Genomic DNA, 16,298 nt, shown 5'->3' on the forward strand with positions numbered 1-16,298 from the left:
TGGTCGCGGGGGACTGTGCGGTGAGCGGTGCGACACTGCGGGTGGTTGCGCCCGGAATGTTCAGCACGATTCAGGATCTGGGCCGACCCGGCTGGTTCCACGCCGGGGTCGGGATATCGGGTGCGGCCGATCGGGGCTCGCTCGCCCTGGCCAATCGGCTGGTCGGTAACGACGAGGCGGCGGCCGCGATCGAATGCGTCGTGGGCCGACTGGCGTTGGAATTCAGCAGGGCCGTGGTCGTGGCGGTGACCGGTGCGCCCGCGCCGATCACCGTCGACGGCCGGGTCGAGGCGCAGGCGTCGATGCTGTTCGTGGACGAGGGGCAGCGGCTGGAATTGGGAGTCGCGCCGACCGGGCTGCGGTGTTACGTGGCGGTGCGGGGTGGGATCGCGGTGCCGCCGGTGCTCGGCTCGCGCAGCCGCGACACCCTTGCCGGCATCGGACCCGAACCATTGCGGGCCGGGGACGAGCTGCCGATCGGGCCGCCGCCGCGGCAGTGGCCCGCCGTGGATGCCGCGCCCCTGGCACCGATGACCGGTGCGACGGTGACGGCACGGGTCAGGCTGGGGCCCAGGGACGACTGGTTCACCAACCCCACCGAGCTGTTCGCCGGATGCTGGCAGGTGTCCAGCGACTCCGACCGGATCGGTGCGCGGCTCGACAGGGCCGGCGGCGGCCCCGCGCTGCGCCGAGTCGGCGACGCCGAACTGCCCACCGAGGGAATGCCCCTGGGTGCCATCCAGGTGCCGCCGTCGGGGCAGCCCGTGGTGTTCCTGGCCGACCATCCGATCACCGGCGGATATCCGGTGGTGGGCACGGTGATCGACGCCGATGTGGACCTGCTGGCCCAGGCTCGTCCGGGACAGCGCGTCCGGTTCCGCCCCTGGTCGCCCTAGCCGGAGGCATGGATTGGCCTGCTGCGCAGCGGGTTCGGCCGTGATCACGAATGTCCCCTGCGTTCCCGGCGCGAAATCGGCGGCACCGGCGTAGCCTGTGGTTCGCAGGGATGTCCGAGAGGGGATGCTCATGCCGTTGCCGCAGGCGCTGGCGAGATTCAATCGACGAGTCACCAACCGGGTCGCCGCACCTGTGATCGCCCGGGCGCCCGGCTTCGGAATCATCGTGCACAAGGGTCGCAACTCCGGCCGCGTCTATCGCACGCCGGTGACGATCTTCGCCCATGACGGTGGCTACCGGGTTGCGCTCACCTACGGGCGCGACGTCGACTGGCTCAAGAACATCCTCGCCGCCGATCGGTTCGAGCTGGAAACCGGTGGGCGGACGGTGACGCTGACCACTCCGGCGGTGCGGCACGATCCGCAGGCGAGCTGGGCCCCGCCGGGTGTGCGGCAGGTCTTGGGCCTGATCGGTGCCGAGTACTACATGGAGGCGCATCCGGCGTGAGCGCGCTTGCGGGCGAACCATCGACACCGGGAGCGATGGTAGAAACGGGGCGGTAGCGTGATCGTTCGACATCGTCGTAGTGGAAAGGTGTGCTGGTGATTCGACGCGCGAAAGGATTCGGTCCCGTTACCGCGTTCGCACTCGCCGCCGCGGCCGTGCTGTCGCTCGGCGGGGTCGCGCCGGCCCGGGCCGCCGACGGCGGGGTGCCGCCGATGGGAGACGGCTTCCTGTGGGGTGTGGCCTCCTCGGGTTTCCAGAGCGAGGGCAGCGCACCCGACAGCAACTGGAGCCGATACGCCGCGTCGGGGCGGACCTCCGACGAGTACGGCAATTCCGTCGACTTCTATCACCGCTATCGCGACGATATCCGGCTCGCGGCCGACCTGGGTGTCAAGGTGTACCGGATCAGCGTCGAGTGGGCGCGGGTGCAGCCGCAGCCGGGCGTCTGGGACGAACAGGGATTCGCCTTCTACGACAATGTGATCGGCGCGATCCGCGAGGCCGGCATGCGGCCGATGATCACCCTGGACCACTGGGTGTTCCCCGCGTGGGAGCTCGATCGCGGGGCCTGGTCCAATCCCGGCATGGTCGACGACTGGGTGGCCAACGCGCGCCGCGTGGTGGACCGCTACGCCGGGGACGATCCGCTGTGGGTCACCTTCAACGAGCCCACCCTCGGCCCGCCGACCTACGTCGTCCAGGGGAATCTGCCCGCGTGGCAGGCGGGAATCGCGCTGGACCGGATGGTCACCGCGCACCGCGCCATCTACGACTACATCCATTCCCGCCAGCCCGGCGCCATGGTCACCAGCAACCTGTCCTACACACCCGGATACGAAAGCCTCGCCGCGCTGCCGTTCGAGAACCGGGTCGCCGACAAGCTCGACTACATCGGCATCGACTACTACTACGGCAGCCTCCCGTCGCCGGTCGATGCGCTCACCGCCAATACGCCCTGGGCCAATCCGCTGCAGCCGGAGGGGATCTACTACGCCCTGCGCCACTACGCGCGGCAATTCCCGGGCCGCCCGCTCTACATCGTGGAGAACGGGATGCCCACCCAGGACGGCAAGCCCCGCGACGACGGCTGGACCCGCGCCGACAACCTGCGCGACACCATCTACTGGTTGCAGCGTGCCAAGGCCGACGGCATGAACGTCATGGGCTACAACTACTGGAGCATCACCGACAACTACGAATGGGGTTCCTACACCCCACGTTTCGGCCTCTACACGGTCAACGTGAAAACCGACCCCACCCTCACCCGTCACCCCACCGACGCCGTCCCCGCCTACCGCGACATCGTCACCAACAACGGCGTCCCCGCCGACTACCACCCCACCCGCCCCACCACCCCCTGCTCCATCGTCGACCCCCCGTCGAGCTGCCTCGAACCGGTCCCCTCACCCACCCGCTGACCGTCGCCCTGCTGTCGGTTCGCCGGGGCGTCCGGCACCGGCCGCAGGATCGACCTCAGGCTGTCCCTGCGCTTGATCCGGTGGGACAGCCGACTCTGCGACAGCAGCGCGGCTTCGACGAGTTGGCCCTGATTGTCGGCTACGGTCGATCGAGGACAACAGCCTCCAACCTCTACTGGGAGGCATGGACGCACGGCGAACTCATGGCACCCGGCGGTGACTGCCTGCCGGTGGGTCTCCGGCTGGGTGATTCACGCCGCGGGTGGCAGCGCGGGGCCTACGAGCTGATGTACCCGCACACCGTCGGCGGCTACATCGGCGACGACGACCTCGACGAGGGTCTGTACGGCCGCGACCTGTACGCCAGCTACTACGGCGACCACTTCCGCGGCTTCAGGCGATCAAGCGAAAGTACGCCCCGGACAACATCTTCCACAACGCCATGAGCATCCCTCCCCGGTAAGCCCGCAGTCCGCGCCTGCCAGGTGGTTCAGTCGGTGGTGACGAGGGCGTGGGCCGAGCCGAACCAGCGGGTGAGGGCCTCGAGGAGACCCTCGGTGGTGGGTTCGGTGGTGGCCCACGCTACGTAGCCGTCGGGGCGGATCAGGAGGGCGGCGGCGGGTGCGTCGGGGGTGGGGGCGATCATGGTGTCGACGCGGTCGGACCAGGCGGGGGCCGGGGTGGTGAGGTGGCCGGTGAGGTCGAGGAGGAGCGGGCGGGCCGGGCGGAGGAGTTCGGCGATTCGGGTGGGGCCGTCGGGAGTGTGGATGGTGAAGTCCGGGACGAGATGTCCGGCAAGGGGGTGGTCGCAGCCGGTGTCGTAGCGGATGTCCGCGCCGGCCAAGAGGTGGGCGACGTGATCGACCGCGGCGGGAAGGTGGAGTAGTTCGCCGAATACCTGGCGGAGGGCACCGACCTCCGGGCCCGGTGCCATGAGGGCGCTCTGGGCCATGGAGTGCATCATCACCCGCTCGGCGGCCGGGCGGCGTTCGGATTCGTAGGTGTCGAGCAGGTTCGGCGGTGCCCAGCCCTGCACGTGCGCGGCGAGCTTCCAGCCCAGGTTGAGCGCGTCCTGCATGCCGAGATTCAGGCCGGGGCCGCCGATCGCGGAGTGGACGTGGGCCGCGTCGCCGACCAGCAGCACTCGACCGTCACGGTAGCGGTCCGCGACGCGCGTGTTCTGGCCGACATACCGGAGCATCCGATGCGGTCCGGGCCAGGTCGGCCGCCGCAACGCCAGTTCGACACCCAGGACGCGGGTAACGCTGTCGCACAGTTCATCCCAGGTCATTTCGACACTGTCGTCGATGGCGTCGACGCCGTACTCCATGGTGGCGACATGCGGGCGGCCCGGCTGGAATTCCGCCAGCACGAACATGCCGCGTCCGGTCCAGTTGTGCCCCCAGGAGATGCGGCCGTAACCGGGCAGCTCATATCCGCCGTCGTCGGTGCGCACCAGATCGGGAACCTCCGCGGCACCGATCCGGGAGATGCGATCGGCTGCGGTGAAGCCGGGGAAGCCGATTCCGGATCGCTTGCGCACCAGGCTCTTGCCGCCGTCGGCGCCGACCAGGAACCGGGCGGCGAGCCGATAGTCGCCCGTCGGTCCGGTCACGGTGGCAGTCACCGCGTCCGCGTCCTGGGCGAAGTCGGTGAGCGCATGGCCCCAGCGCACCTCGATGCCGAGTTCCTGTGCCCGCGCGGCCAGCAGGCGGGTGAGTTCGGGCTGGGGAATCAGCCACGCGTACATCGGATTGTGCGCCAGCACAGTGAAATCCATGTGCAGCCCGCTGAAGATGTAGGCGGGCAACGGACGCGGCGGCTCGCCGGGATACAAGCCGCGCATATCCAACGATCGCACGATCTGGCCGACCATGCCGTTGGCCTTCGGTGTGGTGCTCGGAGCGGGCGAGGCCTCCAGAACGACCGGCCGCGCGCCCGCGAGAGTGAGCTCGATGGCGAGCAGCAGCCCGTTCGGACCGGCACCGGAAATGACGACATCGGTACGTGTTTCGGACATGGCTAGGTAAACCCCTTGTCGTGGTGGGTGTTCGGTAATCGAAGGTCGCGCCGGATCTCGGTAACGACGAGACAACCCCAGGGACGGATCGGGCCCCCGGGAGATCAGCGAATAGTTCGCGGGTCCGGCAGCCCTGCCGCGATAGCGGAAAACGCTTGGCGCAGAATGGTTGTGATGATCACAGGAGGATCGGCTCGCACATAGATCTCGAAGGTGGCCTGATAGGCGGCGAAGAGTGCACCCGCCACGAGCCTGGGGTACAGGTCCCGATCCGGATCGGTGCCGGTACGTTCGGCGATCGCCGCGACCAGATCGTCGGAGATCCCGCGGTTGAGGGCGGCCTGCATCTCGGGAATGTCGAACAGCTTCCGGCTCTCCCGCATCTGCTCCCGGGTCGGCGGGCCGAATTGCACACCGTCGGCCTCCAGCGGCTCCAGCACGGCCGCCGTGACGGCATCCCAGATCGGTTCCTCGGCCGGACGGGCCCGCAGCGCATCGATCGTGCGCTGCATCCGCTCGAGCTGCCGGTAGGCCAGCGCCTCGTACTTGCTGGCGAAGTAGTTGTTGAACGTGCGGACCGACACCCCCGCGCGGGCCGCGATGTCCTCACGGACCACATTCTCGATCCCCTTCTCGAACATCAGCCACAGCGCGGCGTCGCTGAGCGCCTTACGGGTATCGAGCTTCTTGCGTTCCCGCAGTCCGAGGACGGGTTCGTCGGCCATGCACCCAGCCTGACAGAAACTTGCCTACTGGGCAAGAGTTCCCGATGGGAAAAATTGCCCGATAGGCAAATGGTTGGCCTCGCGTCAGGCCACGACGGTGGCTCGCATCTCCCGCCGAGGGCTGGAAGGCGCTGCCGCCGTGGCGAATTCACCGGTCGCCGCCACCGTGCGCAGCACCGTCCGCAGGCGCTCGATGTACTGCTCGACCGAACCGTGCGCCTGCGGGGTGTCCGGGAACGACACGGTGACATGCACCCGGTCGGCCTCGCGGTGGAACGACAGCGGCGAGGGCCGGTCGGTGGGCGAGGTCGAGCACAGCCCGTGAATGCCGTGCAGTCCCGGCAGCGACTGTTCCAGCATCGCCCCCGAGATCGGCCGCGCATCCATATACGACACCCACGGCCAGTTCCGCACGCACGGCAGCTCGCGCCCGGCCAGTTCGGCGGCGCGCGGCAGCGCGGCGAACAGCGGAACTCCGCTGAGCGGCTTGATGTCGTGCAGGGCGGTGCGCGCCCGCGCGACGAGTTCGGTGAACCGCGCCGCCACGCCGACGTGGAAGACGATCGGCATCAGATTGACGAACCACCCCTGGGTGAACTGGAACTTCGGGGTGTTGCGCGTGCCGACCATGTTGAATCCCGCGTACCGCGTGCGCCCGGCCAGTTCGAGTTCGGTGAGCGCGATGGCGGCGTAGATCCCGGAGGCGAACGAACCGCCCGCCGCCGCGCACGCCCGGGTGAACGCGTCGCATTCGGCGCCGGTCAGCAGGTCGTAACGCATCCCGATACTCTCGGCCGACGCGCCCGGCTCGAGCCCGAGATCCCAAGGGAGGGGCCGGATGTGGTCGATGTTGTCGGCGAGAATGCGGGCCAGCTGCTCCAGTTCCGAGGGCTGCCGCTCGGCGGTGGCCCGCTCGTGGCGCGCGTAGTCGGAGTAGCCGCCGACCGGCGCCAGCGTCGGCGCGGTGCCCGCGAGATAGGAGGTGTAGAGCTGATGGATCTCGAAGATCGCGGCCACCTGCGAGGTGCCGTCGGAGAATGCGTGATCGATGCTGACGTAGACGGTGAAGCCGTCCGCACCGTGGTCGATCGCACCGAGGGCGAAGGCGGGCCAGGTGGCCGGGTCCGGCGCCCGCAGTCGGTCGTCGATCCGGTCGCGCAACGCCTCGCCGGAGGCGAAGCTGCCCACGGAGACGATGTCCAGATCCACCCAGGCGGGGTCGAGGATGCGGCAGCTCGCCGACCGCTCGGTGGCCTCGGCGACCAGCCAGCTGCGCAGCCCGTCGTGGCGGCGCAGGAACTGGATGAACGTGCGGCGCAGCGCCTGGCGGTCCAGCGGTTCGGCGATGGTGAAGCACATCGACAGCTCGGTCCGGGCCGGGTGCCGCGCATCCACCGACCGATGTCGCAGCTGGAACTCCTGGATGTAGGAGGGGGCCACCGGAGCCGGATCGGCGGCGGCCGCGGCCGCCAGAGCGGTGGCGCTGGGGGTGAATTCGAGCAGCTCACCCGGTTTGGGCAGCCAGTCGGTGAGGCGGATCATGTCCATATCGGTACTCCTTGTCCGATGCGTCGGTGGGCGTCGCGGTACTGCGGTCGGGAATGCGACGCCGTGCGACGGGCACGCGGCAGGCGGGATGCTCGGGCGAGAGGGGACACGCAAATGTCACCGCATGCGGTCGGCAGGGGAATGCCGGCCGGATCGACGAATTTCATGACATCCTTCACGCGTGTATTCAGAAAATCCCGTACGGAAGTGGTTTTCCGGCTCGAAACGGGAAATCCTCGCCCGCGCCGTGCGGCGCGCGCCCTGGTCGGAAATTCCGGGTGACCTCGTTGTTCTCCGGATGCCGATGACTCTAGGACATCTGACCAGTAAAGGTTACGGCGAGGTCTCGATGGCAGTGCAAGGGGGTGCGTAAAGAAGGCCGCTAATAAGTAGCAAATTTCGGACAGAATGGTTTCCGCTCGCCGTGGCGGCACTTCGACCAGGGGCAATGCGACAGGCCCGAATGTGGCTACCGTCCCATGCCAAGGGAATTTACTTTTAATTTCCCTGATTTTTACACACCGGCCGGATCACGGGGCGAATCCGGCCGATTCCAGCCTGCGCGCGATCCGGGCGGCCGACAGGGTCATCGCGTCGGTCGGCCGATGCGGATCCAGGCCGGTGAGTTCGTGCACCCGGGCCAGTCGATAGGTCACCGTGTTGCGGTGGATGTTCAACAGCCGCGCCGTGGCGAGCTGATTGAAGCCGGTGTCGACGAACACCGCGAGCGTTTCGGCGAGCAGCGGCTGGCTGTCCAGCGGCGCCAGCACGGTCGCCAGGCCCGGGCGGGCCGGACCACTGGCGGCGACGGTGTATTCGAACTGCAGATCCTTCCGGCGGCACAGCTGTTCGGGCCGGTCCAGGCAGCGACCCAGTTCGGCGAGCACCCGGGCCTCGGCGAAGACGGCCGGGATCTCGGCGCGCGTGTGGGCCGCCCCGACACCCACCCAGAACGGGGGCGGCAGATCGGGGACCCGCGCGGGCATCCGGGACGCCAGCGCGGCCGCGGTGGCCGTGCCGTCGTCGCCGGGCTGCAGCGGGACCAGCGCTGTCCAGCCGCCGCTGTCCAGCCGCAGGAACACTCCGGAGATGGCCTCGATGCAATGGCGCAGCTCGCTGGTGTCCAGGCCGTGTCGTTCCCGGCCCGGGGCGCTGGTGCTCAGGCGGAACACCGCCACCAGGAACGCATCGGGCACGGTGATCGCCGGCTCGTCGGCCCACTCCACCGGATCGCGACCGGTCAGCAGGGCGTCGGCGATGCCGCGACGGCGCTCGAGCAGTTCCCAGCGCGGGTCGTGAGCGCGCCGCACGCAGGCGGTGGCGATGCGCTCGACGATCTGGGTGATGTACTGCAGCAGCGGCAGGGCCGCGTCGACGATCAGCTCGCGTTCGTCGGGGCTGGCCGCCGCCCGCAATCGGTCGAAGATGTACTCGGCGCCGACCCGGTAGCGGGCCAGCACCTCCTCGAGCGGTTCGCCGTCGCGCACTCGATCCAGGGCCAGCTCGACCAGCTCGCGGGTGTCCTCGGTGGTGGGCATCTGCCCGTGGCGCAGGAACTCGAAGAACAGCTCGATGTTCAGTTTGACGCCACGCTCGAGACCGGAGGCCACCAGAGGCCGCGGGATGGTGCGATAGGGCGGCATGGAGTCGGAGAACTCCCGTATCAGCACTCCGGCGCGCTGGTACAAAGCTTCCAGGGCATGATCCCGGTTCGGCGATCCCACGGCGTCCTCCGTCCGGGACTTACGGCGTGTACAGCGATTCGATGGTATCGGCATATGCGGCGGCGATGGGTTTACGCCGTAGCTTGCCGGTGGCGGTGAGGCAGTCGCTGCCGGGCGTCCAGACATCCGGCAGCACCGCGTACTTCTTGATCTGCTCGACCCGCGACAGCTTGGCGTTGGCGGCCGCGATGCCCTCCTCGATGCTGGCGAGCACCCGCGGATCCTTCGCCAGGGCGGCGATATCGCGGTCGGGGAGCTGATTGCGTTCGGCGAAGGTGGCGGCCAGATCGGGGTCCAGGCAGATCAGCGCGGTGTTGAACGGGCGCCCCTCGCCGATGACCGCGACCGTTCCGGCCAGGGGCGTGTTCTCGGTGACCATGTTCTCGATATTGGTCGGCGACATGTTCTTTCCTGCCGCGTTGATGATCAATTCCTTCTTGCGGTCGACGATCGTCAGATAGCCCTCGGCGTCGATCTCGCCGATATCGCCGGTGTGCAGCCAGCCCTCGGAATCGACTGTCTCCGCGGTCTTTTCGGGTTCCTTGCGGTAGCCGTGCATGACCATCTTCCCGCGCACCAGCACCTCGCCGTCGTCGGCGATCTTCACCTCGGCGCCCGGCAGGGGGGTGCCCACGGAGCCGATCTTGATGCGTTCGGGCCGGTTCAGCGTGGCTCCCGTCGTGCACTCGGTCATGCCGTAGCCCTCGCACAACGGCAGGCCCAAACCCAGGAAGAACTCGTGGGTGTCGCGCGGGATGGGCGCGGCACCGCTGACGGCCAGGCGCACCTTGTCCAGTCCGAGCCGGGCCCGGATGGTGGACAGCACGAGCCGGTCGGCGAGCAGATACTGCAGCCGGTCCAGCGTGCCGAGCGGTCGGCCGTCGGAGACCGCGCGGGCCCGTTTGCGTCCCGTGTCGATCGCCCAAGCGACCAGGGCGCGGCGCACGGGGCTCGCTTCGGCGGCGAGCCGCTCCTCGAGGGCCGCCTTGACCTTGACCCAGATGCGCGGGACGCCGAGGAAGACGGTCGGATGCACCTCGGTCAGTGCCTCGGCGACCTGCTTCAGGTCGGGAACCGTGGTGATCTGGCCGCCCTCGAGCATGTTGAGGTAGTGGGCGAACCAGCGGTTGGCCGCATGCGCGTCCGGCAGATACGACACCACCCGGTCGTCGGGGCCGCCGCCGCCGAATTCCTCGACGATCCGGACGTTTTCCATGAAGTTGGTATGGGTGAGCTCGACACCCTTCGGCGGCCCGGTGGTACCGGAGGTGTAGACGATGGTCAGCAGATCCTCCGGATCCACTGCCCGCCAGCTGGATTCGAAATCGAAGTCCGGCGCCTCGGTGGCTTCCACCGTCGCCAGGGCGACCGTGCCGGGGACCTCGGCGTCCACGCAGATCACGTGCTCGACCCGATGGCCTTGCGCTGCAGCCTTTTCCACCGCCTCGAGCACGCGCGGGGCGAACTGGGCCTCGCAGATGACCGCCTTGTTCTCGGCATTGCCGAACTGATAGGCGAGCAGGTCCGGGGGGTTGGTGTTGTAGACCGAGAACGGGGTGGCGCCGGTGTGCAGTATCGCGGTGTCGCAGAGGTGGAATTCCGGGCGATTGGTCAGCATCAAGGCCACCGTGTCGCCACGCTCGATACCCAGCGCCGCCAGCCCGGTGGCGATGGCGCGGACCCGGGAGCCGTACTCACGCCAGGTGATTCGCACCGAGTCGCCGCGGGTTCGCACTGCGACCAGATCGGAATAGCGGGCGACGTTGTTCTGGAATGCCTCGCACATGGTGCGCGGTCGGATCCGGTCCGTCGCGGCTGTCGAAGAACTCACAACCTACCTCTGGTTCACGAATGGTCGAGGTCACGACGGTGACCTCGGCGTCACCTCCAGCAGACCTCAAACGGGGGCGGGCCGCCACCGGCAATCGGGCAGACCGGAGTGTCCCGATTTGTGCACTGTGCACGAGCGGGGAACAGGGGTGTTCGCTGCGAGCAGTCGATACGGCACCTCGGGGCACCTCCGGATCTGGCCAACGGGCGAAAATGGTAATCTCATTTATCAGATTATGCCTCGATCGATGCCGGTCTGTCACGAGCCTGGCAGTGATAGCAGATTGCTATTTAATGTCCCATTTCCTCGGTGCCGGGCGCCTTCGAGCCGGTAGCGGGGCCGCGGCGATGGAAATGCAATGAATGATCTTGGTGGACAAGACGATTCGCATTCCGGAGTCGATCGAGAAGTCGTATCGTGGAACGGCGACGAGGAGACCGTCGGATCCGACCGGGGCGCAGCCGACCGGGACCGGGCCGCCTCGCGGAAAGTGCCGTGCCGCGAGTTCATGAGGAGTTACCGGTGATCACCCCCACCACCGATGGAGTTCTGGAGTACATCAGCGCCGAGGAAGTCGAATACGTCGACGTGCGTTTCTGCGATGTGCCCGGCGTACAGCAGCATTTCTCGATCCCCGCGAAGATGTTCGGTCCCGAGTTCGTCGACGCCGGCATCGCCTTCGACGGCTCGTCGGTGCGCGGCTTCCAGCAGATCCACGAATCGGATATGTTGCTGCTGCCGGATCTGCGGACCTGTCAGCTGGATCCGTTCCGCGCGGCCAAGACGCTCAACATCAACTGTTTCGTGCACGATCCGCACACCCGCGAGGCCTACAGCCGCGATCCCCGCAACGTCGCCCGCAAGGCCGAGGAATATCTGCGGTCCACCGGCATCGCCGATACCGCCTATTTCGGCCCGGAGGCCGAGTTCTACATCTTCGACACCGTCCGCTACGAGACCACCATGAATTCCTCCTTCTACGAGGTGGATTCGGCGTCGGCGGACTGGAACACCGGCGAGAAGTACAACCCGGACGGCACCATCAACCGCGGCTACAAGGTGCGGTCGAAGGGCGGATACTTCCCGGTCGCCCCCTACGACCACGATGTCGACCTGCGCGATGCGATGTGCACGAATCTGCAGCGGGCGGGCCTGGAACTCGAGAAGGGGCATCACGAGGTCGGCACGGCCGGACAGGCCGAGATCAACTATCGGTTCAATACCCTGCTCGCCGCCGCCGACGATCTGCAGCTGTACAAGTACATCGTGAAGAACACCGCCTGGCAGTACGACAAGACGGTGACGTTCATGCCGAAACCGCTGTTCGGTGACAACGGGTCGGGAATGCATGTCCACCAGTCGTTGTGGAAGGACGGGTCGGCGCTGTTCTACGACGAGGCCGGATATGCCGGGCTGTCGGATCTGGCGCGCCATTACATCGGCGGGCTCCTGCATCACGCGCCGTCACTGCTGGCCTTCACCAATCCGACGGTGAATTCCTACAAGCGGCTGGTGCCCGGTTTCGAGGCCCCGGTGAATCTCGTGTACAGCCAGCGCAATCGCTCGGCGGCCGTGCGTATTCCGGTCACCGGCGCCAATGCCAATGCCAAGCGGCTGGAATTCCGCTGCCCGGATTCCTCCGGCAATCCGTATCTGTCGTTCGCGGCCATGATGATGGCGGGCCTGGACGGCATCATGAACAAGATCGAGCCGGCCATGCCGATCGATAAGGACCTCTACGAACTCACCCCCGAGGAATCCGCGGAGGTCGTGCAGACCCCCGAGAGCCTCGCGGCGGTCATCGACAGGCTCGAGGACGACCACGACTACCTGACCCAGGGCGGCGTCTTCACCCCCGACCTCATCGACACCTGGATCCGCCTCAAGCGCGACACCGAGATCGCCGAGATCAACGTCCGCCCCCACCCCTTCGAATTCGAGCTGTACTTCGACGTCTAAGCCCCTCCTTCCCCGCCCTCGGTAGGGTGCGGGCATGACATCCGAGCAGATCGAGATCTGGCACAACCCGCGGTGCTCCAAGAGTCGGGCCGCCAAGGCGGTTCTGGACAAGGCCGGAGTCGCCTACACCGAGCGGCGCTATCTCGAGGATCCGCCGACGGCCGCGGAGATTCGCGGCATGCTCGATCGGCTCGGCCTCGAGCCGTGGGAGATCACCCGCACCGGTGAGCACGAGGCCAAGGAACTGGGGATGAGCGCCTGGTCGCGCACGTCCGAGGAGCGCGATCGCTGGATCGGCGCGCTGGCCGATCACCCGAAGCTGATCCAGCGGCCGATCGTGGCCGTCGCCGCCGGACGGGCGGTGGTCGCCCGCGACCAGCAGTCGCTGCGGTCGTTGCCCTTACCTCGCGCGTAATCGACTCCCTGCGCGGGGGCGAAGATGCTTGTGCCATGAGCGAATACGAAACCATTGCCCGGCGGTACATCGACTCCTGGAACGAGCAGGACGCGGACAAGCGCAAGGCGCTGCTCGCCGAGGTGTTCACCCCCGACGCCACCTACACCGATCCGCTGGCGCAGGTCGGCGGGGTCGAGGCGATCGACCAGGTGATCGGCGGGGCGCAGCAGCAGTTCGCCGGACTGCAGTTCACCCTCGGCCCGGTCGACGGGCACCACGACATCGCCCGGTTCACCTGGCTGCTCGGGGCGCCCGGCGCCGAGCCGCTGGTCGTCGGCTTCGACGTGATCGCCCTCGAAGGCGGGCGCATCAAGCAGGTGCACGGATTCCTGGACAAGGTGCCCGCCTGAATCCGCACTCCCGCACCGCTTTCCGGCTGTCGGCGGGACGGCGGGGCGGGGACCTCGCCCACGGAATACCGGCGGGGGATGACCCGGCGTCCCGGAGGGTGCCGTCGCCCGATCAAGTCGACCGCATCCTTCGCCGTCCCGGCGGCAGCCGGAACTACCTGTGGCCCACCGCCTTCCGCCGATCAGCCGTGCGCCGACTCGAGGGGGAACGGCGGGGCGCCGACGCCCACGATGCGCAGGTGCCCCCACGGGTCGCGCTCCTGGAGCCGTCCGGCCGCCGGAGCGCCGCCGGGCAGTGTCAGGAACACCTGGCCGCGGCCGGGGTCCGGCAGCTCCGCGCCGTCGGCGGCAACCACCCGCCCGTACCAGTGGTAGCGGCCATCGATGGGATCCGGATGTCCGTTCAGGGTGACCGTGACCGGCATCTCGGCGCCGGGCGCGTCGAGCACTGCCGGGCCCGAATATTCATGTGCCGGTTCCCGATCCGCGGCCACCGTGAGATCGAAATGGTGCGGATAGGGGTGGCGCAGCGACGGGCGATAGGAGCCGGAACGCAGCCGCCTGTCGAACTCGTGCTGGGTGGCCGCGCGGACCTCGATGCGGGTGCTGGAGGTGCGCAGCAGCAGGTCCACGCAGTGTCGGAGATATCGGGTGCGGGCCTCGAGCGGGAACTGCGGCAGGCGGTGCGTGGCGGCGAGATCCGGCGGGGCCAGGAAGAACAGATTCGGGAACCCGTGCAGCGCGAGGCCGAGGAATGCCGCTGTGTCCCGGGTGTTTTCGATCGTTCGCCCGTCGACTCCGGCGATGTGTCGATCGGTGACCCGCGGCCCGCATGCGAGCAGCACCACGCGGGCGCGACAGATCCGCTGGTCGGCAAGGCGCACCGTCCACTCGTCGGCCTCTTCGTCGAAATCCAGTGCGGCAACCTCTGCTCGCCACCGGACGTGAGTGCTCAGGTGGTGGCGGTCGAGAATGCGCCGCAGTTCGGGGGAGGCGTCCGCGGCCTGCTCGAACACCACGAATTCACCGACCCCGGCCCGCCGCAACTCGCTCGCCATGCTCAGCCCGGCGGCACCTGCGCCGACGATCGCGACGGCGGTCTCTTCCCTGCGGGCGGTCATTCCAGCAGCCCCCGCCGCCGCCAGATCCACTTGCCGACCGGGCCGATCAAACCCTGCTTGTCCAGGAACGCACCCAGATTCGCCGCGCCGGTGCCCAGTGCGCGCTTGGCATAGGGGTTGTTCACCGCGATCCGCTTGGCCACGCGGCCGTCCAGCCCCGCTCGGGTGTACATGTGGCGATTGGTCATCAGATAGACGAACAGCGGCGCCGCGACCGCGACACACAGGCGCGTATAGACCAATTCGGCGCGCGACATGGTCGGCACCCGGCGCGCCAGCGCATCGCGCGCGAAACCGATATGGCGCGCCTCCTCGGTGACATGGATGCGCATCGCCCGCGACACCAGTGGCTGCAGTTCGGGATCGTCGAGCGTGCGGCGCTGCAGCGCGTCGAAGATCTCCTCGCCGACGAGTGCGCCCACCCAGGTCATGGAGCCGCGCAGGAACAGCTGCAGCGTCGAGATGATCACGCGCGCAGGAGGTTTCGGCCAGTACGGGCGGGCCTCGATGCGATCGATGAGCTTACCGAACATCATCATGTGCCGGCATTCGTCGCCCATCTCGGTCAGTGTGTAGTGCGAGTGGCGGCTGGTCGGATCGCCGTTCATCAACTCCCGCAGCAGCAGCCGGTTGAGCAGATTCTCGAACCAGATGCCGACCGACAGCACATTCGCCAGCTCCTGGCGCGACAGCTCGCGGCGCTGCTGCGGTGTCATCGACTCCCACAGCTCGGTGCCGTAGAGCGAGACCACCTCGGGTGGCAGGAACAGTTTCTCCGGATCCAGCGGTGCATCCCAGTCCATGTCGACGACCGGGTCGTAGGACTTCTTCACCGATCCGGTCAGCAGACGCTGCGCGAAGGACTCCTGGGGGAGCAGTGTGGCCTCATTGCCCATGACAGCCCTCCAAACGCTCTCAAGTAGCCGATACAAGCTGTTACACACAGATTAGTGAGACATCCTGTAACGGTCAATAGCGCGGCGGTATCGTTGGCATGTGACCAAGTCCAGCGGGAAGTCAGGGCCGCGTCGTGCCGCGCAGATCGTCGTCGACGGTCGCACCACCCGCTGGAACGGGCACAAGCAGCAGAGGCGCGCGGAGGTGCTCGATGCCGCGGTCGCGGTGATCGAGGAGAACGGCGTCGACGTGTCGGTGCAGCAGATCGCGGATCGGCTGCGGCTGCCCCGCCCGGTGGTGTATCGCCATTTCGACGGCCGCGCCGATCTCGACGATCAGATTCGCCGCCGGATTCTGGAGTCGCTGCTGGCGGAGCTGATGCCGACGCTGCGCGCCGACGGCACCCTCAAGGATGCGGTGCGCGGCGCGGTGGGCACGTATGTGGGCTGGGTGGATCGCCATCCGCATCTGCACCGGTTCCTCGCCGGGGACGCGCCGCACGGGGATTCGCAGGCGCTGGCCGGTGCCCGCGACCGGATCGGCGGGCGGTTGGCCGACCTGTTCGCCGCCTCGCTGGCCCGCTTCGGCATCGATACCGAACGCGCCCGGCCGATGGCCTTCGGCATCATCGGCTTCGTGGACGGCGTGGTCAACAGCTGGCGTGCCGATCCGGCCACCACCCTGACCTCCGATCAGGTCGAAGGCATTCTCGCCGAATCCGTCCTGGCCCTGTTCGAGGGCAATGCCCGCAGCCTCGGCGTGCCGCTGCAGCGCGACACCCTCGTCGCGGATCTGCTCGACCGCGCCGAAGCGCTTCCGGCGCAGTAGGTTTCGGGTCTTCCGC

General features: G+C 67.9%; 15 protein-coding genes. 8 read left to right on the forward strand and 7 right to left on the reverse strand.

The annotated features are described in order from the left end of the window. Positions 1–20 precede the first annotated feature (20 nt). The 4 genes from IU452_RS22885 (at position 21) to IU452_RS39580 (ending at position 3,285) form a co-directional block, all read left to right on the forward strand. Complete coding sequence (locus tag IU452_RS22885; protein WP_195111157.1) at positions 21–896, forward strand: biotin-dependent carboxyltransferase family protein; 876 nt, start codon at positions 21–23, stop codon at positions 894–896. Between the two features lie 130 nt (positions 897–1,026). Then, on the forward strand, positions 1,027–1,404 hold the full coding sequence (locus tag IU452_RS22890; protein WP_195111158.1) for a nitroreductase family deazaflavin-dependent oxidoreductase: 378 nt from the start codon (positions 1,027–1,029) through the stop codon (positions 1,402–1,404). A gap of 95 nt (positions 1,405–1,499) precedes the next feature. Further along, the gene (locus tag IU452_RS22895; protein ID WP_416382349.1) at positions 1,500–2,822 is read left to right on the forward strand and encodes a glycoside hydrolase family 1 protein; all 1,323 of its coding nucleotides are present in this window, start codon (positions 1,500–1,502) and stop codon (positions 2,820–2,822) included. Between the two features lie 262 nt (positions 2,823–3,084). After that, positions 3,085–3,285, forward strand: a complete 201-nt coding sequence (locus tag IU452_RS39580) for a BBE domain-containing protein (protein WP_416382350.1) — start codon at positions 3,085–3,087, stop codon at positions 3,283–3,285. A 27-nt stretch (positions 3,286–3,312) separates the two neighbouring features. Here IU452_RS39580 and IU452_RS22905 read toward each other — a convergent pair whose 3' ends face one another. The 5 genes from IU452_RS22905 to IU452_RS22925 all read right to left on the reverse strand — a co-directional run bounded on the left by IU452_RS22905 (position 3,313) and on the right by IU452_RS22925 (position 10,625). Further along, entirely contained in the window at positions 3,313–4,842 is a 1,530-nt protein-coding gene (locus IU452_RS22905; RefSeq protein WP_195111159.1) for an FAD-dependent monooxygenase, read from the reverse strand. Between the two features lie 104 nt (positions 4,843–4,946). Then, a complete protein-coding gene (locus IU452_RS22910) occupies positions 4,947–5,567 on the reverse strand; it encodes a TetR/AcrR family transcriptional regulator (protein WP_195111160.1) in 621 nt (206 codons plus the stop codon). 84 nt (positions 5,568–5,651) lie between these two features. Beyond that, complete coding sequence (locus IU452_RS22915) at positions 5,652–7,115, reverse strand: condensation domain-containing protein (RefSeq protein ID WP_195111161.1); 1,464 nt, start codon at positions 7,113–7,115, stop codon at positions 5,652–5,654. A 530-nt stretch (positions 7,116–7,645) separates the two neighbouring features. After that, entirely contained in the window at positions 7,646–8,839 is a 1,194-nt protein-coding gene (locus IU452_RS39245; RefSeq protein ID WP_195111162.1) for a PucR family transcriptional regulator, read from the reverse strand. Positions 8,840–8,858: 19 nt separating this feature from the next. After that, on the reverse strand, positions 8,859–10,625 hold the full coding sequence (locus IU452_RS22925) for an AMP-dependent synthetase/ligase (protein ID WP_195111312.1): 1,767 nt from the start codon (positions 10,623–10,625) through the stop codon (positions 8,859–8,861). 567 nt (positions 10,626–11,192) lie between these two features. Here IU452_RS22925 and glnA point away from each other — a divergent pair. Genes glnA through IU452_RS22940 form a run of 3 tightly spaced genes read left to right on the forward strand, consistent with a single transcriptional unit; the run spans position 11,193 to position 13,436 of the window. Beyond that, entirely contained in the window at positions 11,193–12,629 is a 1,437-nt protein-coding gene (gene glnA, locus IU452_RS22930) for a type I glutamate--ammonia ligase (RefSeq protein WP_195111163.1), read from the forward strand. Positions 12,630–12,663: 34 nt separating this feature from the next. Next, positions 12,664–13,044, forward strand: coding sequence for an ArsC/Spx/MgsR family protein (locus tag IU452_RS22935; RefSeq protein WP_228818531.1), 381 nt, complete (start codon positions 12,664–12,666; stop codon positions 13,042–13,044). Between the two features lie 35 nt (positions 13,045–13,079). After that, positions 13,080–13,436, forward strand: a complete 357-nt coding sequence (locus IU452_RS22940) for a nuclear transport factor 2 family protein (protein ID WP_195111164.1) — start codon at positions 13,080–13,082, stop codon at positions 13,434–13,436. Between the two features lie 182 nt (positions 13,437–13,618). Here IU452_RS22940 and IU452_RS22945 read toward each other — a convergent pair whose 3' ends face one another. Both IU452_RS22945 and IU452_RS22950 read right to left on the reverse strand, forming a co-directional pair. Beyond that, the gene (locus tag IU452_RS22945) at positions 13,619–14,557 is read right to left on the reverse strand and encodes a DUF4873 domain-containing protein (RefSeq protein ID WP_195111165.1); all 939 of its coding nucleotides are present in this window, start codon (positions 14,555–14,557) and stop codon (positions 13,619–13,621) included. Further along, positions 14,554–15,453, reverse strand: coding sequence for an AurF N-oxygenase family protein (locus IU452_RS22950; RefSeq protein WP_195111166.1), 900 nt, complete (start codon positions 15,451–15,453; stop codon positions 14,554–14,556). The genes IU452_RS22945 and IU452_RS22950 overlap by 4 nt, the downstream gene beginning before the upstream one ends. A gap of 100 nt (positions 15,454–15,553) precedes the next feature. Between IU452_RS22950 and IU452_RS22955 the strand changes: the two genes are divergently transcribed. Then, the gene (locus IU452_RS22955; RefSeq protein ID WP_324192768.1) at positions 15,554–16,282 is read left to right on the forward strand and encodes a TetR/AcrR family transcriptional regulator; all 729 of its coding nucleotides are present in this window, start codon (positions 15,554–15,556) and stop codon (positions 16,280–16,282) included. Positions 16,283–16,298 lie beyond the last annotated feature (16 nt).

This window comes from Nocardia transvalensis (assembly GCF_015477765.1).
Lineage (GTDB): Bacteria > Actinomycetota > Actinomycetes > Mycobacteriales > Mycobacteriaceae > Nocardia > Nocardia transvalensis_A.

Bases quoted from the DNA above. Each gene is read 5' to 3' on its own strand.
- IU452_RS22945 (WP_195111165.1), bottom strand. From the start codon at position 14,557: ATGACCGCCCGCAGGGAAGAGACCGCCGTCGCGATCGTCGGCGCAGGT.
- IU452_RS22940 (WP_195111164.1), top strand. From the start codon at position 13,080: ATGAGCGAATACGAAACCATTGCCCGGCGGTACATCGACTCCTGGAAC.
- IU452_RS22950 (WP_195111166.1), bottom strand. From the start codon at position 15,453: ATGGGCAATGAGGCCACACTGCTCCCCCAGGAGTCCTTCGCGCAGCGT.
- IU452_RS22905 (WP_195111159.1), bottom strand. From the start codon at position 4,842: ATGTCCGAAACACGTACCGATGTCGTCATTTCCGGTGCCGGTCCGAAC.
- IU452_RS22890 (WP_195111158.1), top strand. From the start codon at position 1,027: ATGCCGTTGCCGCAGGCGCTGGCGAGATTCAATCGACGAGTCACCAAC.
- IU452_RS22935 (WP_228818531.1), top strand. From the start codon at position 12,664: ATGACATCCGAGCAGATCGAGATCTGGCACAACCCGCGGTGCTCCAAG.
- IU452_RS22910 (WP_195111160.1), bottom strand. From the start codon at position 5,567: ATGGCCGACGAACCCGTCCTCGGACTGCGGGAACGCAAGAAGCTCGAT.
- IU452_RS22915 (WP_195111161.1), bottom strand. From the start codon at position 7,115: ATGGACATGATCCGCCTCACCGACTGGCTGCCCAAACCGGGTGAGCTG.
- IU452_RS22925 (WP_195111312.1), bottom strand. From the start codon at position 10,625: ATGTGCGAGGCATTCCAGAACAACGTCGCCCGCTATTCCGATCTGGTC.